The 25,076-nt window shown below is 66.9% G+C and carries 22 protein-coding genes and 1 riboswitch; of the genes, 10 read left to right on the top strand and 12 right to left on the bottom strand.

All coding sequences use genetic code 11. The features are described from left to right. Nucleotides 1–53: 53 nt before the first annotated feature. Both L1081_RS20350 and L1081_RS20345 read right to left on the bottom strand, forming a co-directional pair. Nucleotides 54–1,535 (bottom strand): DUF4178 domain-containing protein, encoded by a 1,482-nt coding sequence (locus L1081_RS20350; protein WP_489413801.1) that lies wholly within the window; start codon nucleotides 1,533–1,535, stop codon nucleotides 54–56. A gap of 118 nt (nucleotides 1,536–1,653) precedes the next feature. Further along, entirely contained in the window at nucleotides 1,654–2,703 is a 1,050-nt protein-coding gene (locus L1081_RS20345) for an SPFH domain-containing protein (protein ID WP_124959217.1), read from the bottom strand. Between the two features lie 165 nt (nucleotides 2,704–2,868). Here L1081_RS20345 and L1081_RS20340 point away from each other — a divergent pair, with 165 nt between their 5' ends. From L1081_RS20340 to L1081_RS20330, 3 genes are all read left to right on the top strand, one after another. After that, on the top strand, nucleotides 2,869–5,211 hold the full coding sequence (locus L1081_RS20340) for an NADP-dependent malic enzyme (RefSeq protein WP_319440110.1): 2,343 nt from the start codon (nucleotides 2,869–2,871) through the stop codon (nucleotides 5,209–5,211). 180 nt (nucleotides 5,212–5,391) lie between these two features. Next, a complete protein-coding gene (locus L1081_RS20335; protein WP_489413800.1) occupies nucleotides 5,392–5,802 on the top strand; it encodes a ribonuclease domain-containing protein in 411 nt (136 codons plus the stop codon). A 50-nt stretch (nucleotides 5,803–5,852) separates the two neighbouring features. Further along, on the top strand, nucleotides 5,853–6,278 hold the full coding sequence (locus L1081_RS20330; protein ID WP_086012221.1) for a barstar family protein: 426 nt from the start codon (nucleotides 5,853–5,855) through the stop codon (nucleotides 6,276–6,278). Between the two features lie 351 nt (nucleotides 6,279–6,629). On the opposite strand, the gene rsmA is transcribed toward L1081_RS20330, so the two are convergent. From rsmA to lptD, 3 genes are read right to left on the bottom strand one after another with little or no spacing between them, the layout of a single operon-like run. Next, entirely contained in the window at nucleotides 6,630–7,397 is a 768-nt protein-coding gene (rsmA, locus tag L1081_RS20325; protein ID WP_489413799.1) for a 16S rRNA (adenine(1518)-N(6)/adenine(1519)-N(6))-dimethyltransferase RsmA, read from the bottom strand. Continuing rightward, nucleotides 7,397–8,806, bottom strand: a complete 1,410-nt coding sequence (locus L1081_RS20320) for a peptidylprolyl isomerase (RefSeq protein WP_489413798.1) — start codon at nucleotides 8,804–8,806, stop codon at nucleotides 7,397–7,399. The genes rsmA and L1081_RS20320 overlap by 1 nt, the downstream gene beginning before the upstream one ends. Before the next feature lie 17 nt (nucleotides 8,807–8,823). Continuing rightward, a complete protein-coding gene (gene lptD / locus L1081_RS20315; RefSeq protein ID WP_489413797.1) occupies nucleotides 8,824–11,403 on the bottom strand; it encodes an LPS assembly protein LptD in 2,580 nt (859 codons plus the stop codon). 234 nt (nucleotides 11,404–11,637) lie between these two features. Between lptD and L1081_RS20310 the strand changes: the two genes are divergently transcribed. The 5 genes from L1081_RS20310 (at nucleotide 11,638) to L1081_RS20290 (ending at nucleotide 16,769) form a co-directional block, all read left to right on the top strand. Then, the gene (locus L1081_RS20310) at nucleotides 11,638–12,732 is read left to right on the top strand and encodes a phosphotransferase (protein WP_489413796.1); all 1,095 of its coding nucleotides are present in this window, start codon (nucleotides 11,638–11,640) and stop codon (nucleotides 12,730–12,732) included. Next, a complete protein-coding gene (locus tag L1081_RS20305; protein ID WP_489413795.1) occupies nucleotides 12,733–13,467 on the top strand; it encodes a 16S rRNA (uracil(1498)-N(3))-methyltransferase in 735 nt (244 codons plus the stop codon). A gap of 63 nt (nucleotides 13,468–13,530) precedes the next feature. Then, nucleotides 13,531–14,886 carry a M20/M25/M40 family metallo-hydrolase gene (locus L1081_RS20300; protein ID WP_489413794.1) on the top strand — a complete coding sequence of 452 codons (1,356 nt, stop codon included), beginning with the start codon at nucleotides 13,531–13,533 and terminating at the stop codon, nucleotides 14,884–14,886. Nucleotides 14,887–14,987: 101 nt separating this feature from the next. Further along, on the top strand, nucleotides 14,988–15,449 hold the full coding sequence (locus tag L1081_RS20295) for a YidB family protein (protein ID WP_489413793.1): 462 nt from the start codon (nucleotides 14,988–14,990) through the stop codon (nucleotides 15,447–15,449). Between the two features lie 141 nt (nucleotides 15,450–15,590). Further along, nucleotides 15,591–16,769 (top strand): MFS transporter, encoded by a 1,179-nt coding sequence (locus L1081_RS20290; RefSeq protein ID WP_489413792.1) that lies wholly within the window; start codon nucleotides 15,591–15,593, stop codon nucleotides 16,767–16,769. A 16-nt stretch (nucleotides 16,770–16,785) separates the two neighbouring features. Here the strand turns inward: L1081_RS20290 and L1081_RS20285 are convergent, their stop codons facing one another. Both L1081_RS20285 and L1081_RS20280 read right to left on the bottom strand, forming a co-directional pair. After that, the gene (locus L1081_RS20285; protein ID WP_489413791.1) at nucleotides 16,786–17,649 is read right to left on the bottom strand and encodes an alpha/beta fold hydrolase; all 864 of its coding nucleotides are present in this window, start codon (nucleotides 17,647–17,649) and stop codon (nucleotides 16,786–16,788) included. Next, nucleotides 17,646–19,157, bottom strand: a complete 1,512-nt coding sequence (locus L1081_RS20280; protein WP_489413790.1) for a M20/M25/M40 family metallo-hydrolase — start codon at nucleotides 19,155–19,157, stop codon at nucleotides 17,646–17,648. Before L1081_RS20280 ends, L1081_RS20285 begins: the two co-directional genes overlap by 4 nt. Nucleotides 19,158–19,245: 88 nt before the next feature. Here L1081_RS20280 and L1081_RS20275 point away from each other — a divergent pair, with 88 nt between their 5' ends. Continuing rightward, entirely contained in the window at nucleotides 19,246–20,046 is an 801-nt protein-coding gene (locus L1081_RS20275) for a DUF72 domain-containing protein (protein ID WP_489413789.1), read from the top strand. Nucleotides 20,047–20,050: 4 nt separating this feature from the next. Here the strand turns inward: L1081_RS20275 and L1081_RS20270 are convergent, their stop codons facing one another. Further along, on the bottom strand, nucleotides 20,051–20,569 hold the full coding sequence (locus L1081_RS20270; RefSeq protein WP_021013166.1) for a bactofilin family protein: 519 nt from the start codon (nucleotides 20,567–20,569) through the stop codon (nucleotides 20,051–20,053). Between the two features lie 137 nt (nucleotides 20,570–20,706). Between L1081_RS20270 and L1081_RS20265 the strand changes: the two genes are divergently transcribed. After that, nucleotides 20,707–21,639, top strand: coding sequence for an ion transporter (locus tag L1081_RS20265; protein WP_489413788.1), 933 nt, complete (start codon nucleotides 20,707–20,709; stop codon nucleotides 21,637–21,639). Here L1081_RS20265 and L1081_RS20260 read toward each other — a convergent pair. The 4 genes from L1081_RS20260 to L1081_RS20245 all read right to left on the bottom strand — a co-directional run bounded on the left by L1081_RS20260 (nucleotide 21,584) and on the right by L1081_RS20245 (nucleotide 24,666). Then, on the bottom strand, nucleotides 21,584–22,174 hold the full coding sequence (locus L1081_RS20260) for a YigZ family protein (RefSeq protein ID WP_489413787.1): 591 nt from the start codon (nucleotides 22,172–22,174) through the stop codon (nucleotides 21,584–21,586). The two genes, L1081_RS20265 and L1081_RS20260, sit on opposite strands and share 56 nt — an antisense overlap. Nucleotides 22,175–22,207: 33 nt before the next feature. Continuing rightward, a complete protein-coding gene (gene metW, locus L1081_RS20255; RefSeq protein ID WP_412512109.1) occupies nucleotides 22,208–22,795 on the bottom strand; it encodes a methionine biosynthesis protein MetW in 588 nt (195 codons plus the stop codon). Then, entirely contained in the window at nucleotides 22,792–23,967 is a 1,176-nt protein-coding gene (gene metX, locus L1081_RS20250) for a homoserine O-succinyltransferase MetX (RefSeq protein ID WP_489413786.1), read from the bottom strand. The genes metW and metX overlap by 4 nt, the downstream gene beginning before the upstream one ends. Nucleotides 23,968–24,102: 135 nt before the next feature. After that, the gene (locus L1081_RS20245) at nucleotides 24,103–24,666 is read right to left on the bottom strand and encodes a TMEM165/GDT1 family protein (RefSeq protein WP_489413785.1); all 564 of its coding nucleotides are present in this window, start codon (nucleotides 24,664–24,666) and stop codon (nucleotides 24,103–24,105) included. An 8-nt stretch (nucleotides 24,667–24,674) separates the two neighbouring features. Next, a riboswitch (yybP-ykoY riboswitch) is annotated at nucleotides 24,675–24,860 on the bottom strand. Nucleotides 24,861–25,076: the final 216 nt, after the last annotated feature.

Below are 25,076 nucleotides of genomic sequence, written 5' to 3'. Positions count from 1 at the left end.
TCGTAGTAGCAGTAGTAGTAAGTGACATCAACGCGAACCTGCCCTGTCGTTCCTCATTTGTGGCCGCCGCCGCTCGAATAGCCGCCATACGAGCCGCCGTAGCCGCGCGACCCGCCGGACGATCCACCGCTGCAGGTGCTCAGGATGACCAGCAGCACGATGATGAAGATCACGATGAGGATGATGGTGCCGCAGCCCAGGCCCGATGCGGCGCTGACCGGCAGCGCATCGCCGCGCACGAACATGTCCTTCTTGTCGTCGAGCTTGAAAGCGGCGGACACCAGGCCGCTGTCGAGCTTGCTGCCCGAGGACCAGGTCAGCTCGTTGGCCGAGCGCTCCATCGAGAGCAGCGCGCTGCCGTTGGCGAAATCGCGGTTGAAGGTTTTCTGCCCGCGCTCCACCTGCCAGTAGAACTCGCCCGCCACGTAGGTGGTTTCGGCGTTGTAGGCGTATTGCTGCGTGTAGCGCTTGCCCAGGTAGCTGGCGCTGCTGCCGTTCTCGGCCATCACCGGTGCGCCGGTGGTCGGCTTGACCATGCTCCAGCCGTCCTCGGCATCGACCAGGAAGCTGAAGCCGCGCTTCTTGTTGTACAGCAGGTATTCGTTCCAGCCGAAGTGCTCGTCGTCGCCGGGCTCCACGCCCATGCGGTGCTGGAAGCCCACCACCTGCCATTGCGCACCCTGCAGCTGGCCCATGCTGCCGATGGCGATGAGCGGACGGACCGGTTCGTTCTGCTCCGCGTGCTTCAGCTCGCCGCCGATGCCCTGCGACAGGTCGATGATGCTGTCGCACGAACCGCAGGTGATGCTCTTGCTGTCGGCCAGGTTGACCGTGACGGGCGCGCCGCAGTTGGGGCAGTTGAAGGCGCGGCCCTTTTCGTCCTTGGCGGATTCGTCGCGCAGGCCGGTGAGCTGCAGGTCCTCCAGCTGGACCGAGCGGCCCAGGTAGGCGCCGGGCGGCTCGGTGCCGTAGTCGATGCTGAGCACCAGCCCCTTGTCGCTGCGCAGCTCGACCATGGGGAACGGGCGGCCCAGCTCGGGCAGGTGCGGCAGTTCGCCCTGCGCGGACAGCAGCGCCACCTGTTCGTTCGACGAAACGGTGTAGCTCTGGCCGTTGAATGCGCTGGTGGCGCCCACGCGCAGATCCATGGGCGGCGGCGCAGCGCGCTGCAGCTCGAAGGGCAGCGCGAAGACATAGGCGCCGTTGTCCTCGCTCAGGATGCCGGTGCGGTCGCCGTCGAGCGCGGCGATCCACTCGGTCCAGCGCCCGCCCGGGTTGCTGTATTGCAGCCGCCCGACGATGGTGAACGGCTGGTTCTGGATGCGGCCCGCGGCAAACAGCTGGAGCGGGCTGAAGTCGTCGAACAGCTCGGCCATCTTGCCGATGCGCGCGAGCGTCTCGCCCTGGCGCACGACGGTGCTCTGGCAGTACGGGCAAACGGCGAAGGCCGATTGTGCGGACCTGAATTCGACCGGTGCGCCGCAGCCAGGGCAGGGCGCACGGTAGGCGCGCTGGGCGCCGCCTTCTTCAGCCATGGCAAACGGCAGCGGATGCAGTTGCGGGAAATGCCGTGGAACCGGCTACGCCGGGCCACAGGCATTGCCCCCTGCAAGGGGGAGGGAGTAGCGACACGAAGTGCGCGAAGCCTGGGGGTTAAACCAACTTCTTGAGCAGTTCCGCCTTCTTGGCGTCGAACTCTTCCTGCGTGAGGATGCCCTTGGTCTTGAGCTCGCCGAGCTTCTCGAGCGTGGTCATCACGTCGGCCGGGCTCACCACGGCCACGGCCGGCTGCTGCTGGGTCGCCGCGGCCTGCGCTGCCGCGCTCGGGCTCAGGCCCTGCGCGAGGTTCTGCGCCAGCACCTGGCCCAGTGCCACGCCGGCGCCCAGGCCCATGGCATCGCCCGCGATGCCGCTGCCGCCGCCTGCGCCTTCGGCGAACTTGGGGATGGCCTGCGCGGTCTGGTACTGCATGAACTTGCCCATGTCGTTGCCGACCATGCCCATGCCGATCTTCTGGTCGAGGATCTTCTGCAGCTCTTCGGGCAGCGAGACGTTCTGGACCGTGATGTTCTCGAGCTTGATGCCGATCTTCTCGAACTCGGGCACCAGCTGCGCGGCCAGCGCCTGGGCAAACTGGATCTGGTTGGCGGCAAGGTCCAGAAACGGCACGCCGCTGGAGGCGATGGCATTGCTGATGTTCTGCAGCACCAGCCCGCGCAACTGGCCGTCGAGGTCGGCCACGCCGTAGACGTCGCGCGTACCCGAGATCTCGGTGTGGAACAGCTTGGCATCGCCGATGCGGAAGCTGTAGTTGCCGAAGGCACGCAGGCGCACGGCGCCAAAATCCTTGTCGCGGATGGTGATGGGCTGCGGCGTGCCCCACTTCTGGTCGACCTGCTGGCGCGTGCTGAAGAAGTAGACGTCGCTCTTGAATGGGGATTCGAACAGCTTGTCCCAGTTCTTCAGGTACGTGAGCACGGGCAGCGTCTGCGTCGTGAGCTTGTACATGCCGGGGCCGAACACGTCGGCCACCTGGCCTTCGTTGACGAACACCGCCACCTGCGACTCGCGCACGGTGAGCGAGGCGCCGTTCTGGATTTCCATTTCCGCCATCGGGAAGCGCCAGGCCAGCGTGCCGTCGCCAGTCTCGGTCCACTGGATGATGTCGATGAACTGTTTCTTGATGAAATCCATCAGGGCCATGGCCGCTCCTCGTCGATTTTTTTCCGGACTGCGCATATTGCCACATCGTCTTGACGGGTCTTCGTGCTTTTGACATGGCCGATCTCCGCCATGCGGCCTATGGCGTCATGGGCCGAGGTCTACAATCGGCGCCCCCAGAAGAAGCGCCACCAGGAGCAACGGCCCATGTCCGATTCGACGATCTCATCGACCCCCACGCCCGAAGACAAGCGCGCCGAATTGCGGCGCGCCGCCCTCGAGTACCACGAGCTTCCGGTGCCGGGCAAGATTGCCATTGCCGCCACCAAGCAGATGGTCAACCAGCGCGACCTGTCGCTGGCCTATTCGCCCGGCGTGGCCGCGCCCTGCGAGGAAATCGTCAAGGACCCGGCCAACGCCTTCAAGTACACGGCCCGCGGCAACCTGGTGGCGGTGATCACCAACGGCACCGCGGTGCTCGGGCTGGGCGACATCGGCGCGCTGGCATCCAAGCCGGTGATGGAAGGCAAGGGCGTTCTCTTCAAGAAGTTTGCCGGCGTCGACGTGTTCGACATCGAGATCGACGAGAAGGACCCGGCCAAGCTGGTCGAGATCATCGCCTCGCTGGAGCCCACCTTCGGCGCCATCAACCTGGAGGACATCAAGGCCCCCGACTGCTTCTACGTCGAGCGCGAGCTGCGCAAGCGCATGAAGATTCCCGTGTTCCACGACGACCAGCACGGCACGGCCATTACCGTGGCCGCGGCCATGCTCAACGGCCTCAAGGTGGCTGGCAAGGACATCAGCGAGGTCAAGCTGGTCACCTCGGGCGCGGGCGCCGCGGCGCTGGCCTGCCTGAACCTGCTGCTCAAGGTGGGCCTGAAGCGCGAGAACGTGTTCGTGACCGACCTGGCCGGCGTGGTCTATGAAGGCCGCGAAGAGCTCATGGACGACGACAAGCGCCAGTACATGCAGAAAACCACGGCCCGCACGCTGGCCGAGGTGATCGAGGGCGCCGACGTGTTCCTGGGCCTGTCGGCCGGCGGCGTGCTCAAGCCCGCCATGGTGGCCCGGATGGCGCCGCGCCCGGTGATCTTTGCGCTGGCCAACCCGAACCCGGAAATCTCGCCCGAGGACGCCCATGCGGTGCGCCCCGACGTGATCATGGCCACCGGACGCACCGACTACCCGAACCAGGTCAACAACGTCCTGTGCTTCCCGTACATCTTCCGCGGCGCGCTCGATTCGGGCGCCACCACGATCACCGACGAGATGGAAATTGCCGCGGTGCGTGCCATTGCCGATCTCGCCCAGGCCGAGCAGAGCGAGCGCGTCGCCGCCGCCTACGTCGGCGAAAAGCTGACTTTCGGCCCCGAATACCTGATCCCTAAGCCCTTCGATCCGCGTCTCATGATGAAGATCGCGCCGGCGGTGGCCAAGGCCGCCGAGGAAAGCGGCGTGGCTTCGCGCCCGATCAAGGACATGGACGCCTACCGCGACCGGCTGCAGAGCTTCGTCTACGCCTCGGGCACCACGATGAAGCCGATCTTCGACGCCGCCAAGCGGGCGCAGAAGAAGCGCGTGGCGTACTGCGAGGGCGAGGAAGAGCGCGTGCTGCGCGCCGCCCAGATCGTGGTCGACGAGGGCATTGCGCGCCCCACGCTGATCGGCCGCCCGGCCATCATCGCGCAGCGCATCGAGAAGTTCGGCCTGCGGCTGAAGGAAGAACTCGACTACGACATCGTCAACGTCGAGCAGGACCACCGCTACCGCGACTTCTGGCAGACCTACCACCGCATGACGGAGCGCAAGGGCCAGACGGTGCAGACCGCCAAGATCGAGATGCGCCGCCGCCTGACGCTGATCGGCGCCATGCTGCTGCACAAGGACGAGGTCGACGGCATGATCTGCGGCACCTGGGGCACCACGCTGATCCACCTGCACTACATCGACCAGGTGATCGGCAAGCGCCCCGGCGGCTGCGAAAGCACGCCGCAGGACGTGCCGGTGTACGCCTGCATGAACGGCCTGCTGCTGCCCGACCGCCAGGTGTTCCTGGTCGACACCCACGTCAACTACGATCCCTCGCCCGAGGAACTGGCCGAGATCACGACCATGGCGGCCGAGGAGATGATGCGTTTCGGCCTCAAGCCCAAGGCCGCGCTGCTGTCGCATTCCAACTTCGGCACCAGCAACGAGCCCAGCGCCATCAAGATGCGCAAGACGCTCGACCTGCTGCGCGTGCAGGCGCCCTGGCTCGAGGTGGACGGCGAAATGCACGGCGACGTGGCGCTCGACAGCAAGCAGCGCGCGGTCGTCATGCCGCACAGCGCGCTGGCGGGCGACGCCAATCTGCTGGTTTTCCCGAACATCGACGCGGCCAATATTTCCTACAACCTGCTCAAGACCGCGGCCGGTGGCAACATCGCGATCGGCCCGGTGCTGCTCGGCGCCGCCAAACCTGTGCATATTCTCACGGCCAGCGCAACAGTTCGGCGCATCGTGAACATGACAGCCTTGACAGTGGCTGACGCAAACGCAGAGCGATAAGCCATTTGGCGAGAGTGGCCGCCAACTTAAAGCGCCACTCCATCCCCTGGCGACTGCTCAAACTTTGGGCAGTCGCTTGCTATTTTCGCCAGCGTGGTGCACACTCGCGGGCTTGAATTTGCGGGTTAACCCCAGGGTTGGCTGCCAATTCGGAACCCCGCTCTTTTCTTGTGGTGCCCCATGGCGGCTTACGCCTCGATCACGTCCTCTATCACTAAGTTTGCGCTCACCGGCTTGATGCTGGCGGCGTTGGCGACGGGGGCCGAGGCCCGCGGATGGTTCGGCACCGGAAAGCCCGCCCAGGAATCGATCGCACTGTCCGACTTGCCGGTTCAGGGCCAGCGAACCTACGAAGCCATCCTGAGTGGCGGCCCCTTCCGATACGAAAAGGACGGCACGGTATTTGGCAACCGCGAGCGTCTTTTGCCGCCCGCGCGGCGCGGTCACTACCGCGAGTACACGGTGGCAACGCCCGGCTCGCGCGATCGCGGTGCACGGCGCATTGTCTGCGGCGGAGAACAGCGCACCACACCCGAGGCCTGCTGGTACACGGCAGACCACTACGCGAGTTTCAGACGGATTGCACCATGAGCGATGACAAAGACTTGAGCGGCGCCCCGAAGCGCCCCGAAGAAATGATGATGACTATGGAAAGACCAGCGGAGATGACTTTATCCCTTCGTGCCGTACGCCCGAACATCGTGCAGTCGATTCGTGCGTTCCGCGTGAACGACCTGCAGGAAGCCGCCAATGCCGCGGGCCAGCATTTCCTGTACGCCAATCTGGGGAATGCCCAGACCAAGCAGGACGTTCTGGACCTGATCGCCCAGCAGTTCACCTTTCCGGCGCATTTCGGCAAGAATTTCGACGCGCTGTACGACTGCATGACCGACCCGTTGCATAAATCGGGCCCGCAGCCCGGTTTCGTGATCGTGCTCGAGCAGATCCCGGCCAACGCCAAGTTCGACAAGGAAGCGCGCGAGCAGCTGCTCGACATCTTCCGCGACGCCTCCGACTACTGGGGCGACCGAAAAGTCCCGTTCCGCTGCTTCTATTCTTTTCTGTAGCCCGTTCTGCACACACCAGCCAAGCAGAACGGGCGAACGAGGCTCAGCCGAACGGCGCAGCACTCGATGGCATCGAAATCAACGGCAACACCGCCAATGCGGCAGCCGGCACGGAACCCGAAGGCGAGAAGATGCCGACCGACAAACTGGTCGACGTCTCGCCGCTCGCATTGCGCATGAGCAGCCCCTTCAACGCGGGCTACTGGCTCGCGGCGGCCTGAACGAGCCCACCCCAGCAGCGGCTCACTTCGTGTAGCCGCCGCCCCCTCGAGGGGGCAACACCTGCGGCCCGGCGAAGCCGGTTCCGCGGTGTTCACGAACGAAAGCCCGCCTTTGCCAAGGCGGGCTTTTTCATGGGCGCGGGGGAACGGCTTGCGCGAGCGCCACGTATTCGGCCACCGGCACCTCTTCGGCGCGGCGCTGGACGTCGAATTCGCCTGTAAAGCCGTGTTCGTCGAGCCATTTGCCCAGCGTGTGCCGCATGATCTTGCGGCGCTGGCTGAAGGCAACCTGCACGATTTCGCCCAGGCGGGCGGCATCGACGGCCGGGGGCTCGGCCAGCGGCACCATCCGCACCACGGCGCTGTCGACGCGCGGCGGCGGATCGAAGCTCTCGGGCGGCACGAACAGCACGTTTTCCATCCTGTAGCGCCACTGCAGCATCACGCTCAGGCGGCTGTAGTCGGACGTGGCAGGCCGCGCGACCATGCGGTCGATCACTTCCTTCTGCAGCATGAAGTGCTGGTCGGCGATCAGGTGGGCGAAGCCCAGCAAATGGAACAGGATGGGCGTGGAGATGTTGTAGGGCAGGTTGCCGACCACCCGCAGCGGCGCCGCAAACCTGGTGGACAGCGCGGCGAAATCGACCTTGAGCACGTCGGACTCGATGACGTCGAGCTGCGGATGCTCGCGCAGCCGCCTGGCCAGGTCGCGGTCGAGCTCGATGACGGTCAGGCGTCCGAGCCGCTCGACCAGCGGCTGGGTGAGCGCCGCCAGGCCCGGACCGATCTCGACCATGGCATCGCCAGGCTGCGGCGCGATCTCCTGCACGATGGCATCGATGATGCCCCCGTCGGACAGGAAGTGCTGCCCGAACCGCTTCCTGGCGATGTGTGCCATCAGGACTGGGGCGCCTCGCGGTATTCGACGTAGGCGCGCGCGCGCACTTCCTGCACCCAGGTGCTGAAGGCTTCCTCGACCCGCTGCTCGCGCAGCACGGCCCGCGCGGCTTCGCGCTGCTCGGCCTGAGTGAGCTTGGATTCGCGCCGGCCGACCACCTGGATCAGGTGCACGCCGAAGCGCGACACCACGGGGTCGCTGATCTGGCCCGGCGCCAGGCGGTCCATGGCTTCCTCGAACTCGGGCACGAACTGGCCCGGGCGCGACCAGCCGAGGTCGCCGCCTTCCTTGGCGCTGGCATCCTGCGAGTTGTCGCGCGCGAGGCCGGCGAAGTCGGCGGTGCCGGCCTGCAGGCGGCGTTTGAATTCCGCGAGCTGCGCGACGGCCTGCGCGGTGGTGCGCCTCGGGTCGTTGAGCAGCAGGATGTGGCGCACCTGCGTCTGGGTCACGGTGGCGTCGGTGGCGCCGACCTGGGCCTTGGCCAGCACCTTGAGCACGTGGAAGCCCGCACCCGAGCGGATCGGGCCGGCAATGCCGTTGACCGGCGTCGACTGCGTGGCTTCGACGAACAGCGACGGATAGCGGTCGGCGCTGCGCATGCCGACGGCGCCGCCATTGGCGCGGTCGGGCGAATCGGAGTTTTCCTGCACCAGCTTGGCGAAGTCTTCGCCCGAGCGGGCGCGCTGCGCGAGGCCCTGGGCCCGCTGCTGCAAGGTGGCGACCTGCGCCTCGGTAGCGTTCTCGGGCACGGCGACCAGCAGGTGCGCGAGGTTGATGTTCTGCAGTGCCGCGTCCTTGGTGGGGGCGTTGCGCTGGTCGCGCAGGTATTCGTCGGCCTCGGAGTCGCTGATCTTGACCTTGGACTCGACCTCGCGGTCGCGCAGGCGCGTGAGCAGCAGCTGGTCGCGCAGGTCGTTGCGGAATTCGCGCAGCGAGAGGCCCTCGGCCACCACGCGGCGGCGCAGTTCCTCGACGCTGACCTGGTTCTGGCGCGCCACGGTCTGCTCGGCCTGGTCGATGGCAACGTCGTCCACCTTGATGCCGTTTTCCTTGGCCAGCTGGAGCTGTGCACGCTCCGAGATCAGGCGTTCGAGCACGAGGCGCGTGAGTTCGGCGCGCGGCACGCGCTCGGCTTCGGCATTTTCCCGCATCAAGCGCGTGACGCGCGACTGCACCTCGGTGTTGGTGATGGGCTCGGAATTGACCAGCGCGACGATGTATTCGGCCGCGCGCTGCACCGGAGCGGCGGTGGAAGGCGCGGTGCGCGGCGCCGGCGGCGCCAGGCGCGGGCCGGCGCGCATGATGTCGGTGATGCCGCTGCCGCCACCGGGACGCAGGCCCTGCGCGCCCGAGGTTGCGGCCAGCGCCGCGAGGCAGCCCAGGGTCAGGATGGAACGGATGTGTTTCATGGCGTTGCTCAATCGTCTCAGTCGTAATTGGTGAAGCGGCTCGGCCCTTCGGTGGGCTGGCGAAGGGGCTGGTAGCGCTGGATGTTGGTCCGCAGGGTCTGCATGGGGCTCGAGCCGATGCTGGAGAACCCGACGAATTCGAGCTGGAACATGATGCGCGTGTTGGCCGTCACCGTGCCGGTCGTGATGCGCTGCAGCACCACGCGTCCGATCCAGCAGCAGCCGTCGTACTCGAAGCCGAGCACGCCGTCGGTGAGTTTCTTGTCCTGCAGGCTGTAGTTGAGCCGGCCGACCGCATACCACCGCCCGCCGCCCTGGCCCTTGCCCGGGCCGAGGTCCTTGCCCTTGTCGCCCCACAGGTCGTTGAGCGGCCACTGCCAGCCCACGTCGAAGGACTTGTTGCCGTCGGTGGCAAGGGGGGTGGTGGGCGCCTGGTAGCGGAAGGCCGCGCTCAGGTTGCGGTACGGCCCGGGGTTGTAGCGCGCGGTGATGGCGGAGCGCTCCGACTTGCGCGTGTCGGGGTTGTACTGGACGACCGTGTCCAGGCTCCACTTGGGCGTCCAGTTGATCTGGGCGCCCAGCAGCAGGTCGCTCGCGCGGTCGGTCACCGGCGTGCCGCCCGGCAGCGTGACCCTCTGGTCGCTGAAGCGCAGCCGCTGCGCAACGCCGAAGCGCGCCGCCTCGACGCCGGTGTCGGGGTCGATCAGGCGCGAGGTGACGCCGAGCGTGAGCGTGTTGGTGTCGGAAATGCGGTCGTTGCCCGAGAAGGCGTTCTCGGTGTAGATGGTCGCAAAGCTGAAGTCGTTGGCCGCCGAATCGTAGTTCGGCAGCATGCTCTGGTTGCGGAACGGCGTGTAGACGTAGTAGGCGCGCGGCTCCAGCGTCTGTCGGAAGGCGCGGCCGAAGTAGTTCGCGTCGCGCTCGAAGATCAGGCCGCTGTCGAGGCTGAAGGTCGGCACCGTCCGGTTGCTCGAGGTCGGGAAGAAATACAGCGAGTTCGGGTTGTAAGGCACGCCGTTGACGTACTGGGTCCCGTTCACGGTGAGCCTGGGAACGTCGGACTGCGGCAGGTAATAGTTGTACGAAGCCGTGTTCAGCTGCAGCTTCGGGATGACGAATGAGCTCGGCGTAATGAACGGCCGGCTGATGGTGGCAATGGCCAGGGCGCGGTCGCCGTCGGGCTGCGACTGCTGGTTGACGTCGAAGCCCGGCTGGCCGGCCAGGATGGTGTTGACGCGGAAACGCGTGTAGTCGAGGTTCAGCGAAACGTCGAAGCCGTGCCAGTCGTACTTGTTGTAGTTGGCCGTGATCTGCGGCATCCGGTCATAGGACGGCACGATCGGCGACAGGCTGTATTGCAGGGTCTGATAGCGCAGCGCGCGGATGCCGCCGTTCCAGTCGCCCTTGCTCCAGTTGAGCGAGGCGTCGTTCGACAGCTGGCGCTGTGCCAGCGTGGGCGTGCGCGTGAAGTCGCGCCAGTAGTCGTTGTCGCTCACCCGGTTGATGTTGATGCTGGCCGAGAGCGAATCGAGCCCGAGCGCCTTGGCGTTGAAGTCCTGGTGGTGATTGGCCCAGATGCCCCAGCGCTTGGTGCTGCCGGGGGCGGCCGTCAGATCCTTCGCCTGGATTTCGCCGTTGGCCAGCTGCTGCAGCTGGGTGGCGCGCAACTCGTTGTAGCGCTGGCCTACCAGGCGGTCGCTGCCCATCAGGTCCATGCGGATGCTGCCGCTGTATTCCTTCTCGAGGTAGCGGAATTCCGAACCCAGGTTGAGGCCGCGCTTGCTCATCAGCGTAGGCGTGAAGGTGGCGTCGCGGTTGGGCGCGATGTTCCAGTAGTACGGCTGCGAGATCTCGATGCCGTTGGTGTTGTCGATGCCGATCGTGGGCGGCAGCAGGCCGCTCTTGCGCTCGTTCGACAGCGGAAAGCTCACGCTCGGCAGCGGCGGCGTGCTGATGCCCATGAAGCTCAGCCGCGCGTCGGTGGCCACGCCGACGTTTTCCTCGGTGTCGGTGGTCAGCGTGGCCGCGGACAGCAGCCAGGCCGGCATCCAGCCCGGGTAGTCCTCGCGGCGGCAGGTGGTGTAGGTGGCGGTGCGGGCCACCGACACGTTGCTGTCGACGAAATCGATGCGCTGCGCCTCGCCATGCCCGCCGGTGGAAAGGAAGGAGTAGCGCACGTTGTTGAAGAAGCCCTCGAAGGTCTCGAGCTTGAGTTCGAGCTCGGGGCCTTCGTACACATTGCCGGCCTGGTTGACGCGCACGTTGCCCTTGGCCCTGGCGCGGTCGTCGGGCTGGTAGTACTCGAGCCGGTCGGCGGTGATGGCGACTTCGCCGCGACGCAGCGTGGCATGGCCTTCGACCACGGTTTCGAGGTCCTGGCGGCCCGACAGGCGGTCGCCGGTGATCAGGCTGGGCAACTGGCTGCGTTCGGCGGGCGGCAGCGTTTCGGTCAGCTGCGGCGTGCGCTTGAGCGTGAGCGGGCCATCGAGGCCCCCGGCCGGCTGGGCCGAGGCGCCGTGCGCATGCAGCAGCGCCAGCGACAACAGGGCCAATGGCAGGGGCGGGCCGGAACGCCGCAAGGCAACGCGCCGCCTCATCAGGCCTCCCGCCGCATCGTTCCGGAGAAGGTCCGCAGTCTTCCCGAAGAGGGCTGCGAGTGCACAGGGTGCCAAGCGTGGGGGCTTTGGATCGTAGGCATCGGTCAGGAACGAAGGATCGTCGGGAGGACGGCGCGGCAGGCCGGCAGGTTGCAGGAGCCGGCGGCAACTCGGTTCGACCAGGGAGGACCGCAGGAGTTGCCGCGCCAGGCGGATTTGTAGAATCGATTATCCATGACAGCACCCCCGCTCCCGGCCTCCGAGCCCACACCCTCCGCCACCGCCATTCTCTGGGCAGATCCGGAGCGCGCCGCGGCGTTCCAGAACTGGCTGGCCGGCATCGGCCCCGCGCACGGCCTGCTGCCCGAAACGGTGCGCCTTGCGTCCGCCGACGCGAGCTTTCGCCGCTACTTCCGCATCGAAGCCACGGGGAGCGCCGCCAGCCGCATCGTGATGGATGCGCCGCCGGACAAGGAGAACAGCGAGCCCTTCGTGCAGGTTGCCCGCCTGATGGCCGAGGCCGGCGTGACTGCGCCGCAGGTGCTCGAGTGGGACCGGACCCACGGTTTCCTGCTGCTCGACGACCTCGGCCGCGAAACCATGCTCGACGTGATCGACCCGGCCCGGCCCGACGCCAGCCGCCCGCTCTACGACCAGGCGATCGATGCGCTGATCCGTTGGCAGCTCGCCTCCAGGCCGGGCGTGCTGCCGCCTTACGACCGTGCATTGCTCGAGCGCGAACTGGCGCTTTTTCCCGAGTGGTACATCGGGCGCCACCGCGGCATCGCCGTCGAGGGCCAGATCAAGGAGCGGCTGGAACGCAGCTTCAGGCTCATCGTCGAGAGCAACCTGGCTTCGCCGAGCGTTTACGTGCACCGCGACTTCATGCCGCGCAACCTCATGGTCCGCAATGGGGCCGATCTGGGTGTGCTCGACTTCCAGGATGCGGTCTACGGCCCCATCACCTACGACATCGCGAGCCTGATGCGCGACGCCTTCCTGAGCTGGGACGAGGAATTCGTGCTCGACATCACCATCCGCTACTGGGAAGCCGCCCGCAAGGCCAAGCTGCCGGTCGATGCCGATTTCGGCGCGTTCTACCGGTCGGTCGAATGGATGGGACTGCAGCGCCACCTCAAGGTGGCCGGCATCTTCGCCCGCCTTACGCTGCGCGACGGCAAGCCGCGCTACCTGGCGGACACGCCGCGCTTCATCGCCTACATCCGCTCCACCGCCAGCCGCTACATGGAGCTGACGCCGCTGCTGCGCGTGATCGACGAGATCGAAGGCACTTCGGCCCTCACCGGTTTCGCCTACGGCAGGGTCTAGATGCCCCGTTTCCACTGCCCGGTGCCTTTGACGGCAGGTGCCACGCTGGAACTGCCTCCCGGCCCCGCGCGCCACGTGCAGGTGCTGCGCATGCAGCCCGGCGACGCGCTCACGCTGTTCGATGGTTCGGGCGGCGAATACGCGGCCACGGTCGAGCGCATGGGGCGCAGCGATGTGTCGGTGGCGATCGGCGCCCATGCGCCGGCCGAGCGCGAAGCCATGCGCGCGGTGCACCTGGCCGTCGGCATGCCGGCCAACGAGCGCATGGACTGGCTGGTCGAAAAAGCCACCGAACTGGGCGTCGCGAGCATCCAGCCGCTGGCCACCGCCCACGGCGTGCTGCGGCTCACTGGGGAGCGCGCCGAGAAGAAGAGGGCGCATTGGGAAGCGATTGCCATTGCCGCCTGCGAGCAATGCGGCCGCAACCGCGTGCCGCGGATCCATCCGGTGCGACCGTTCTCGAGCCCCATGGCCTGGATCGACGCGAATGCGGGCGAGGCCCCGCTGCGCCTTGTCCTGAGCCTTGCCGAAGGCACGCGGCGCCTGGCCGATGCCACCGCCTCGGCGCCGTCCGATCGCAGCGTGCTGGTGCTGAGCGGCCCCGAGGGCGGCCTGAGCAGCGTCGAAGAGCAAGAAGCGCTGGCATGCGGCTTTGCGCCGGTCACGCTCGGGCCGCGCGTGCTGCGCGCCGAAACCGCAGCGCTGGCCGCGCTGGTATTGCTTGCCGGCCCTTGAGGAATGCTTTCCGCAAAGGCTTGCCACACCCACTCCCCGTCACAAGAAAAGGAACTTCACGCCATGCCTCGTTCGCCCCGCGCCCTCCGGCTCGCTCCCCTTGTGCTGGCCATGCTCTGCGCCGTCCACGGCGCACAGGCCCAGAACACCGCCGTGGCGCCCACGCCGGCACAGGTCGCTCCCGAGGTGGACAAGACCTTCACGCAGCTGATGGCGGCGCCCGCGATCCAGAAGCTGCTCGACGCGGTCAAGGCCGACCATGAGCGTTCGGTCGAAGACCTGAAGATGCTGACCGAGATCGAAGCGCCGCCGTTCAAGGAAAGCAGGCGCGCCGAAGCCTTTCTTGCGCGCATGAAGGCGCTCGGGCTCGCCGACGCGAAGATCGATGTCGAGGGCAATGTGATCGGATTGCGCAAGGGCAGCGGAAACGGCCCCAAGCTGCTGGTCTCCGCCCATCTGGACACCGTGTTCCCCGCCGGCACCGATGTGAAGGTGAAGGAGCGCGACGGCAAGCTCCACGCGCCCGGCATCGCGGACGACACGCGCGGCCTGTCGGTGCTGCTGTCGTGGCTCAAGGTGCTCAACGACAACAAGATCCAGACCGTCGGCGACCTGCTCTTCGTCGCCAATGTCGGCGAGGAAGAGCTCGGGAACCTGCGCGGCATGAAGGCCATCTTCCGCGACCATCTCGACATCGACGGCATGGTGGGGCTGGAGCCTTCGCCGGACGGCAATGTGCTGGTGCTCGGCACGGCGAGCCACCGCTACGAAGTCACGTTCAAGGGCCCGGGCGGCCACAGCTTTGCCGCCTTTGGCCAGGTGCCCAGCGCGATCCACGGCATGGGCCGCGCCATTGCCAAGATCGCCGAGGTCCGCACGCCCAGCTTTCCCAAGACCACCTTCACCGTCGGCACCGTGGGCGGCGGCACCTCGGTGAACACCATTGCGCCCGATGCCCGCATGGCCATCGACATCCGCTCGGACGACATGGCATCGCTGCTGGAGACGGAGAAGAAGATCCTCGCGGCCATCGACGAAGCGGTGGCCGAGGAGAACAAGCGCTGGAACGTGGCAACGCTGAGCGCCAGCAACAAGCTGATCGGCGACCGGCCGGGCGGGCGCACGCCCTCCGATTCGGTGATCGTGGAAGCGGCCGTCCGCTCGAACACCGCCTTCGGCCACAAGACGCTGCTGCGCGGCGGCAGCACCGACGCCAACGTGCCGATGTCGTACGGCATTCCGGCGATCATCATCGGCGGCGGCGGAAAGTCGACCGGTTTCCATGCCCTGAGCGAATCGATCGACGTGACAGATGCATGGAAAGGCGCGCAGAATTCGCTCGTGACAGTGCTGGGTCTGGTCGGCGTGCAAGGGGTAAGCCCCGCATTGCTGCCGAAACGCGCTCCGCGTCCCAGGTAATTTGTCACGCTGCGGACTGAAAAGTAAACAAGCTTGTTCGCCCGCAGGCCCTTCGCGCTGGGAAAATGCCAGCGGTTCTGTCACACACCAAGGAAACGTCCATGGGAATGCTCGATTCGGTACTCGGCCAGGTTCTCGGGGGCGCCGCTCAACAGCAGCAGCCGCAAGGCGGCGGCATCGGCGGGCTGGGAGACCTGGGAGGCCTCGCTGGCGCGCTGGGCGGCCTGCTGGCCAACAACGGCGGCGCGGGTGGCCTGGGAGGGCTGGTCTCGAAATTCGAGCAGGCCGGCATGGGCGACGTGATCGGCTCCTGGATCGGCAAGGGCGAAAATCAGCCCGTGTCCGGCGGCCAGCTGGAGAACGCGCTGGGCAGCGACACCATCGCCAGCATCGCTTCCAAGCTCGGCATCAACGCGCAAACGCTGCTGCCCATGCTGGCCACCATGCTGCCGGCCCTGATCGACCAGCTCACGCCGCAGGGCAAGGTGCCGGAGCAGGGCCTGGACAACCCGAACGACCTGCTGGGTGCGCTCGGCGGCCTGCTGCAGAACAGGCAGCCTTGAGCGAACTGTTTGCTCATCGGAAATTCTGGCGCCCGCGAGGGCGTTTTTTTTGGCCTGCCGCATCTCGGCTGGCGCATCCGCGGCGATTCGCGTAGAACCGCAGCCTTCCATGCCGCATCGCGCCTTCGCCGCCATTTCTCCATGAACCGCAACCTCTGGCTGCTCGCCATCTGCCAGGGCCTGTTCCTGACCAACAACGTCACCTTCATTGCCATCAACGGGCTGGTGGGCCTGAGCATCGCGCCGCGCGGATGGATGGCCACGCTGCCGGTCATGGGCTATGTGGTGGGCGGTGCGCTCACAACCGGGCTGGTGGCGCGCACGCAGCAGCGCTTCGGGCGGCGCGGATCGTTCCAGATCGGGCTGGCGGTGGGGCTGGGCTCGGCCTTGCTGTGCGCATTCGCGGCCATCTCGAAGAACTTCTGGCTCCTGTGCCTTGCCACGGTGGTGGCGGGCTACTACAACGCCAACGCAAACCTCTATCGCTTCGCGGCCGCCGAACTCGCGGCCCCGGCCTGGCGCGAGAAGGCGGTGTCGCTGGTGATGGCCGGCGGGTTGATCGGCGCCGTGGCGGGCCCCAACCTCGCGGCCGCCACGCGCGAGGCGTTCGCGGTGCCTTTCGCGGGCGCCTACATCGCGCTGGCGGCGGTGGCGCTGCTGTCGATGGCGGTCATGCGCTTCATCGAGTTTCCCGCCACGCTCACGCGCCAGGAGGCGCTGGGCGGGCGGCCGCTGTCGCAGATCATGCGTCAGCCGGTGTTCATCGTGGCGGCAGCGGCCGGCGCGCTGGGCTTTGGCGTGATGAACCTGCTGATGGCCGCCACGCCCATTGCCATGCAGATCTGCAGCCTGCCTTTTTCCGATGCCGCACTGGTGCTCGAATGGCATGTGATCGGCATGTTCGCGCCGGGCTTCTTCACCGGCCACCTGATTCGCCGCTTCGGCGCGCTGCCGGTGATGGGCGTGGGGCTCGCGCTCAACTTCGGCTGCATCGCCGTTGCGCTGTCGGGCGTGGAGCTGCAGCACTTCCTCGTGGCTCTGTGCCTGCTGGGCGTGGGGTGGAATTTCCTGTTCACGGGCAGCACCACGCTCTCGCTCACGGCCTACACCGCGGAAGAGCGCGACCGGGCGCAGGGCGCGCTCAATTTCTGCGTGTTCGCGACGCTCGCGCTGACCTCGTTCGCCTCGGGCGTGCTGGTCACGACACAGGGTTGGCAGCTGCTGAACTACGGCTCGCTGGTGCCGGTGGCGCTCACGGGCGCGGCGCTGCTGTGGCTTGCGCAGACGCGCCGGCGCGAGGCGGCGGCCGCGCGCACCTGAAGCGCTTCTTCCTTCCTCAGTCCGGCGGAAAGCGCTTGCCGAGCCAGCGCTGCAGCGCGGCGAACACGGGTTCGGCATCGAACTCGTTGAATATCTCGTGGTACAGCGATTCGAAGCACCGCGCTTCGACCATGCCGGCGGGCGCGGCGGCGGCCGCGAAGGCACGGCTGGCGGCCGGCACCACCAGGCGATCGTCGCCCGCATACATGAGCAAGGTGGGCACCGGCCAGTGCGCCGCCGCCTGCTGCACTACCGCCCCTTCGTACGCAAGAAAGCGCGCGAGCCGGCCGCCAATGCGGTCATGCGTAAGCGGATCGTTGCGATAGGCCTGCACCACCGCCCGGTCGTGCGAGAGAAAATTGTCGTCGAGCCCGTTGCCGACGCGCAGCCCCGGCGCAATGCGCGGCAGCACCGCGAGCAGCGCCTTCTGGAATCCGTTGAGGCCCGGGTCGAGCCCCGGCGAAGACAGCACCAGCCCATCGACCGGACGCACACCGCGCGCTACCAGGCTGGCAGCAACCAGCCCGCCCAGGCTGTGGCCGAGCAGCACCAGCGGCAAGCCGGGGTTCTCGCGCCGCGCATCGTCGATGACCAGCGCGAGGTCCTCGACCAGCCGCAGCTCGCCGGGCAGTGCGCCGCGCGCGCCGGACGATCCGCCATGGCCGTGATGGTCATGGGCCCACACCGCGAAGCCCCATGCGTGCAGTCGCGCCGCCAGTTGGTGATAGCGCCCGGCATGCTCGCCGAGCCCATGCACCAGCACGACGACGCCGCGCGATGCGCCGGCCGCCGGAAGGCGGCGCAGCAGCAGCGTTTCGCCGTCCGGCGTGGGCAGCGAAACCCGCTGCGGCAAAGGCAGCGGCGGTGCCGCCGGGTTCAAGCGGCCGCCGGCTCCGCAGCCGCGGCGCGGTGCGCCGCCGGCAAGGCCGCAATCACCTCGGCCACCGCGGCCGTCAGCTTCTTGGCGTAGGGCACGTGCAGGAATTCATTGGGGCCGTGGGCATTGCTCTTCGGACCCAGCACGCCGCAGACCATCATCTGCGCCTTCGGGAAGCCGGCGCTCAGCATGTTCATCAGCGGGATCGTGCCGCCCTGGCCAATGTAGCCGCAGGACGCGCCGAAATGCGCCTGCGAGGCCTTGTTGAGCGCATCCTCGAACCACGGCGTGATCGTCGGCGCATTCCAGCCGGTGGCGCCGCCGCCGCTTTCGAAGGTCACGCGCGCCTGGTAGGGTGCGTTGTCCTCGAGCAAGGTCTTCAGCTGCTGCACCGACTCGGCCGCATCGACCAGCGGCGGCAGGCGCAGCGAAAGCTTGAAGGCGGTGTAGGGGCGCAGCACATTGCCCGCGTCCTTCAACGCCGGGAAGCCTTCGGCGCCGGTCACCGACAGCGTGGGCTTCCAGGTGCGGTTGAGCAGCGCTTCGACCGGGTCGGTGGTGGTCGGCAGCGCGAACATGGTCGAGCCGCCGCAGTCGTAGTGCGCCCACGGAAAGCGCTTGTAGACCTCGTCGCCCAGGATCGCCGCGGTTGCCCTGGCCTGCGCCAGGCGGTCGGCCGGCACTTCGCAGTGGAAGCTCGCGGGCAGCAGGCGGCCGGTGGCGCTGTCCTCGAGGCGGTCGAGCACCTGCCGCATGATGCGGAAGCTCGAGGGCACAAGGCCCGAGGCGTCGCCCGAGTGGATGCCTTCAGTCAGCACCTCGACCTTGAGCGTGCCGCTGGCCATACCGCGCAGCGAGGTGGTGAGCCACAGCTGGTCGTAGTTGCCAGCGCCGGAGTCGAGGCAGATCACCAGTTCGACGTTGCCCAGCCGCGGACGCAGTGCGTCGACATACGGCAGCAGGTCGTAGGAGCCGCTTTCCTCGCAGGTCTCGATCAGCCCGACGATGCGCGGATGCGCCGCGCCCTGGTTCTTGAGTGCCTGCAGCGCGGCAATGCTGGCGTAGACCGCATAGCCGTCGTCAGCGCCGCCGCGGCCGTAGAGCAGGCCGTTCTCGTACTTGGGCGTCCAGGGGCCGAGGTCGTTGCGCCAGCCGGTGAATTCGGGTTGCTTGTCGAGGTGGCCGTACATCAGCACGGTCTCGTCCATGTCGGTGCCGCTGGCGGCCACTTCGAAGAACAGCACCGGCGTGCGGCCTTCCAGGCGCACGATCTCGAGCTTCAGGCCCTCGACCTTCTGTGCCTCGACCCACGCCGCCGCATTGCGCAGCACCGTCTCCAGATACCCGTGGGCCGACCAGTCCTTGTCGAAGCCGGGCGACTTGGCGGGAATGGCGATGTAGTCGGTGAGCTGTTTGACGATGTCGCCGTCCCACTGGGCGCTGACGTCGGACAGGGCACGCTCGGCATCGAGCAGGCCGGCGGGCATTTCGCGGTGCAGGGGGGCGTTCATCGGGTTCTCCGCGGGTAAGGAAAAAATCGCATTTTGCGCCCTTGGGCGACCACGCGTAGAGTGCGGCGATCTCAACCCGGAGCGCAATGTGAGCAAGGCAGCATCGACTCGGATCAAGGTGGGCATCGGCGGCTGGACCTACGAGCCCTGGCGTGACAACTTCTATCCCAAGGGGCTCGCGCAGGCGAAGGAACTGCGCTATGCGAGCCGCCAGGTGAGCGCCATCGAGATCAACGGCACCTACTACAGCACCTTCAAGCCCGAGACCTTCCGCAAATGGCACGACGAGGTGCCGGAAGACTTCATGTTCTCGATGAAGGCCTCGCGCTTTGCCACCAATCGCAAGGTGCTGGCCAGCGCGGGAGATTCGATCAAGCGCTTCATCGACAGCGGCGTGAGCGAGCTCGGCGACAAGCTCGGCCCGATCGTCTGGCAGTTCATGCCCACGAAGCCCTTCGATGCGGAAGATTTCGAGGCGTTTCTCGAGCTGCTGCCCAAGAAGGAAGGCAGCCGCGCGCTGCGCCACGTGATGGATGTGCGCCACCCGAGCTTCATCACGCCCGCCTACCAGGCGCTCGCGAAGAAGCACAAGGTTTCGACCGTGTTCACCGACGCCGACAAGTTTCCTTCGTTCGAGGAGCCCGAAGGCGACTTCGCCTATGCGCGGCTCATGATGGCCGACGCCAAGCTCAAGACCGGCTATGCGCCAAAGGCGCTCGACGCCTGGGCCGAGCGCGCGCAGCGTTGGGCCGAAGCACCCAAGAAGCGCGACGTGTTCGTCTACTTCATCAACGGCGCCAAAGAGAAAGCACCGGCCGCGGCCGGTGCCTTGCTGGAGCGCCTGGGTTGGAAGCCGCCCGAAGAGGCGGCCTGGGCCGAAAAGGCCTGATCGGTCAGGCTGCGGCTTGCAGCGACGGCTTGGCGCCGAAGCTGATTTCGCCGGACAGCTGGCCGCCTTCCTCGATCACGATCTTGCCGTAGCGGATCTTGCCGGTGACCTTGCCGGTCGAGTGGATCACGAGCTTTTCGCGCACCGTGAGGTTGCCGTCGAACACGCCGCGGATCTCGGCGATGTCGATCTCGGCCGAGCCCTTGAACTCGCCCTGTTCGGCGATCTGCATCAGGCGCGAGTCCATGGTCGCTTCGACCAGGCCTTCGACCACGAGCGTGTCGCAATCGGTGATCTCGACGCCCTTGAGCTTGATGTTGGGGCCGACGGTGAGCTTGCTGCCGCCTTCCTTGGCAGCGGGTGCGGCCGCTGCGGAGAGGCCGCCTTGCTGTGCGGTCAGCGACGAAGGATTGACGGGCGAGCCCGAGAGATTGGTGCCCGAGCCCACCAACGGCGCGGGGCGAGAGGTCAACGAGTCGGTATCACGATCACGCTTGCCGAAAAAGGGGGACTGTGTGGCCAATGGGGAGCTCCTCAACAAAACGACTATCGTAAGAACCCGCTCGCGGCCTGCGGCACTTCATTGCGCAAGAAACGTAACTGAATAAGTCCCCCGGGGCCCCCGACAATGACCCTCTCCAGTGACCCCGGCCCCGCAAGATGACCCGATCGAACACCGCACCTGCCGCCCGGAGCCTCGCGATCTCCTCGACCATCGATTCGCGCTTCGACAAGCCTGCCAGCGGCTGGCGGCGCCAGCTCTTCACGGTGATCTTCGAGGCCGACACGCGTGCGGGCCTGCTGTTCGACCTGGCCTTGATCGCCGTGATCGTGGCCAGCGTGCTGGTGGTGATCCTCGACAGCGTGCAGTCGATCCGCGAACAGTGGCGGCCCGTGTTCAACGTGCTCGAATGGATGTTCACCATCCTGTTCACGCTCGAGTACATCGCACGGCTCGCCTGCGTCAACAAGCCGCTGCGCTATGCGCTGAGCTTCTATGGCGTGATCGACCTGCTCGCGCTGCTGCCGACCTTCCTGGTGGCGCTCGCGCCCGAGCTCGCCTACCTGATCGACGTGCGCGTCCTGCGGCTTTTGCGCGTGTTCCGCATCTTCAAGCTCTCGCGCTACTCGGTGGAATACCGCGCGCTGGTCTCGGCCGTGGCCGCGAGCCGGCGCAAGATCACGGTGTTCGTGGGCTTCGTGATGCTGGTGGTGCTGGTGATGGGCACGCTGATGTACGTGGTGGAAGGCCCGCAGCACGGCTTCACGAGCATTCCGGTGGCGATCTACTGGGCCATCTCGACCATGGCCACGGTGGGCTTCGGCGATCTCGTGCCCAAGACGGACCTCGGCCGCGCGATTGCCTCGGTGATGATGCTGCTCGGCTGGGGCGTGCTCGCAGTGCCGACCGGCATCGTGACGGCCGAGATGGCGCGGCGCGGTCCCGACGACGACACGCCAGTGCCCGTGGCGCTCGCGTCGCGCGGCGTGCTGGCGATGGCGCCGGCCTCGGCCGTGGCCGCACCCGCGCGGCGGCTCACGCCTGCGGCCAGACGGCGCGCCCTTGCGCAGCATCGTCGAGCCGGGCGATGAAGGCTTGGGCCTCGGGCTCGGGCAGCGTGAAGGTGAAGTCCACCGCGTCGCCATGCCGCACGTCCACCAGCGAGGCACCGGCCACGGCGGCGATCTCGCGCCGTACCAGCCCTTCGAGCGCATAGGGCACGGCGCATTGCAGCAGCCGCTGGCGCACCAGCGGCACCAGCGTGGCACCGAGGCAGGCCTGCGCAACCGCATCGGTGTAAGCCCGCACGAGTCCGCCCGCGCCGAGCTTGATGCCGCCGAAGTACCGGACCACCGTGGCAAGCACGCCTTCGAGCTGCTGGTGCCGCAACACCTCGAGCATGGGACGCCCCGCCGTGCCGCCCGGCTCGCCGTCGTCGTTGGCGGCCGACTGGCCGCCCGCCATCAGCGCCCAGCAGACATGCGCGGCGGCGGGATGCTCGCTGCGCAGCGAGGCCACCACCGCCAGTGCCGCAGCCCGGTCCGCCACCGGCTGCACGCAGCCGATGAAGCGGCTTTTCTTGATCAGCAGTTCGCTGTGCGCCGGTTGCGCGAGCGTGAAGCTCATGGCCTGCCGTTTTCAGTCGGGGCGCGGAATCGCTCAGCGCTCCCGCTCGAACTTGAACACGGCCGTGCCCGCGCGCGCATTGGGCAGCCAGCGCACGCTGCGGCCTTCCTGCACGCCGAAGGCATCGAGCACGCGCAGGCTGTTCTTCTGCGCCAGCACCTCGAAATCCTTGAAGGTGCCGACCCGGATGTTGGGCGTGTCGTACCACTGGTAGGGCAGGCGGCGCGTCACCGGCATGCGGCCGCGCGCAATGCTGATGCGGTTGGGCCAGTGCGCGAAGTTGGGAAAGGCCACGATGCCGATGCGGCCCACGCGCGCGGTTTCGCGCAGCATGATCTCGGCGTTTCGCAGATGCTGCAGCGTGTCGATCTGCAGCACCACGTCGAACGAGGCGTCGTCGAACATCGCGAGGCCTTCGTCGAGGTTCAGCTGGATCACGTCGACGCCGCGGCGGATGCACTGCAGCACGTTGCCGTCGGCAATTTCCACGCCGTAGCCGGTGCAGCCGCGCTCGCGCTGCAGCAGGTCGAGCAGGGCGCCGTCGCCGCAGCCGAGGTCGAGCACGCGTGCGCCTTCGGGCACAAGGTTGGCAATGAGCCGCTGGGTCGCTATATCGCTCACGATGCGCTCCCTTCGGCCAGCACTTCGTGCGCCACGCGTTCGAAATAGGAACGCACCACGCCCATGTAGCGCACGTCGTCGAGCAGGAAGGCGTCGTGCCCGTGCGGCGCATCGATCTCGGCGTAGCTCACGTTGCGGCGGTTGTCGAGCAGCGCCTTCACCAGCTCGCGGCTGCGGGCGGGCGAAAAGCGCCAGTCGGTCTTGAAGCTCACGAGCAGGAACTTGGCCGTGGCGCCCGCGAATGCCGCGCTGAGGTTGCCGCCATGCGAACGCGCGGGGTCGAAGTAGTCGAGCGCGCGCGTGATCAGCAGGTAGGTGTTGGCATCGAAGTATTCGCTGAACTTGTCGCCCTGGTAGCGCAGGTAGCTCTCGATCTGGAACTCGACATCCTGCGTGGAGTAGCGGTAGTCGAGCCCCGCCGCCTCGCCCTCGACCGCGCTGCGCAGGATGCGGCCGAACTTCGCGTTCATGACGTCGTCGCTCAGGTAGGTGATGTGGCCGATCATCCGCGCGATGCGCAGGCCGCGCTTGGGGATCACGCCGTGCTCGTAGAAATGGCCGCCGTGGAAGTCGGGATCGGTGACGATGGCGCGGCGCGCCACTTCGTTGAAGGCGATGTTCTCGGCCGTGAGGTTGGGCGCGCTGGCCACCACCACGGCATGCCGCACGCGATCGGGATACTGCAGCGTCCACGACAGCGCCTGCATGCCGCCCAGGCTGCCGCCCATCACGGCCGCGAGCGTGCGGATGCCGAGCGCGTCGAGCAGCGCCGCCTGCGCATCGACCCAGTCTTCGACCGTGACCACCGGAAAGTCCGCGCCATAGACGCGGCCGGTGGCGGGATCGACGTGCATCGGGCCGGTGGAGCCGAAGCAGGAACCGAGGTTGTTCACGCCGATCACGAAGAAGCGGTCGGTGTCGACCGGCTTGCCCGGGCCCACCATGTTGTCCCACCAGCCCTCGGACCGCGCCTGGCCTTCGTAGGTGCCGGCCACGTGGTGCGAGGCATTGAGCGCATGGCAGACCAGCACCGCGTTGCTGCGCTCGGCGTTCAGGCTGCCGTAGGTTTCGTAGGCGAGCGTGTAGCTGCCGAGCGATGCGCCGCTGCGCAGGGCCAGCGGGCCCTCGAACTGCATCGACTGCGGAGTGACGACCAAGGGAGGTGACGACATCAATGAAAAAAACCCGGCCTCGCCAAAAACGAGCCGGGTTGCTTGTTCGCCAACTTGACTGTCTTTAGCTGAATTTATTAAGCGCCCGCAAGCTGAAGCAAATCGGCGCAGCCGGCAGTATATCGCCCCGCCGCGCTACCAGCCGACGATCATCACGATGCCGAGCACGAGGAAGATCGCGGCCGAGATGCCGTGCACCAGCTTGATGGGCACGCGCCGCACGATCTTCTCGCCGAGCCACACCACCGGCGCGTTCGCCAGCATCATCCCGAGCGTCGTGCCGGCGACCACCCAGACGTAGTCCTGCATGAAGCGGGCGGCCAGCATGACGGTCGCGATCTGGGTCTTGTCGCCCATTTCGGCCAGGAAGAACGCGACCAGCGTGGTGCCGAAGACCCCGTAGTGGGTGGCCGCGGGAGCGTCGTCCTCGTCGAGCTTGTCGGGGATCAGCATCCACGCCGCCATGGCGATGAACGAGCCGCCCAGGATCCAGCGCAGCACGTCGGGCCCGAGCCAGTGGGTGATCCAGTTGCCGACCGCGCCGGCCAGCGCGTGGTTGACGATGGTGGCCGCGAAGATCCCGAGCACGATCGGCCAGGGTTTCCTGAAACGCGCCGCGAGCAAGAGAGCCAGCAGCTGGGTCTTGTCGCCCATTTCGGCGAGCGCAACCACGCCGGTTGCAACGAGAAAAGCTTCCATGAAAGAGCAGGGTTCCTTGGGCCGAAGGACGCAATTGACCGTGCAACACCTTCGGCCATAGTCCCGAAGTTGCACGGTCAAAGGTCTCGCCAGGTGTGTTCACTGCACGCGCCATGTCCTGTGTGGGGCAGGACAAGTCTGTTGACGCGGGCCCTTCTCGCGATGGAAGGCGGCTACTCCCCAATGACGGGTCGGATTCTACCTGCTGCGCCGCAGGCACCGGTCAGGCTTGTAAGCGTGCGCTAGCTTCTCTTAAATTTTTGGAGGCCCTACAGGATGCGGCAAATTACTGCTTGCATTTCACGTATTTCACCCATAATGCACGAGCCTCCCTCTTCATTTTGCCGGGGAGGAAGTTCGGTGATCGGTCAGTTTCGCGCGACTCGACGGCTCTCGTTTGAGTGATGCTT

The organism is Variovorax sp. MSC1_012 (assembly GCF_023667525.1).
In the GTDB taxonomy this organism is placed as follows: domain Bacteria; phylum Pseudomonadota; class Gammaproteobacteria; order Burkholderiales; family Burkholderiaceae_C; genus Variovorax; species Variovorax beijingensis_B.
Note: the sequence above shows the minus strand (reverse complement) of the source record. Positions and strands in the feature narration are given on the sequence as shown.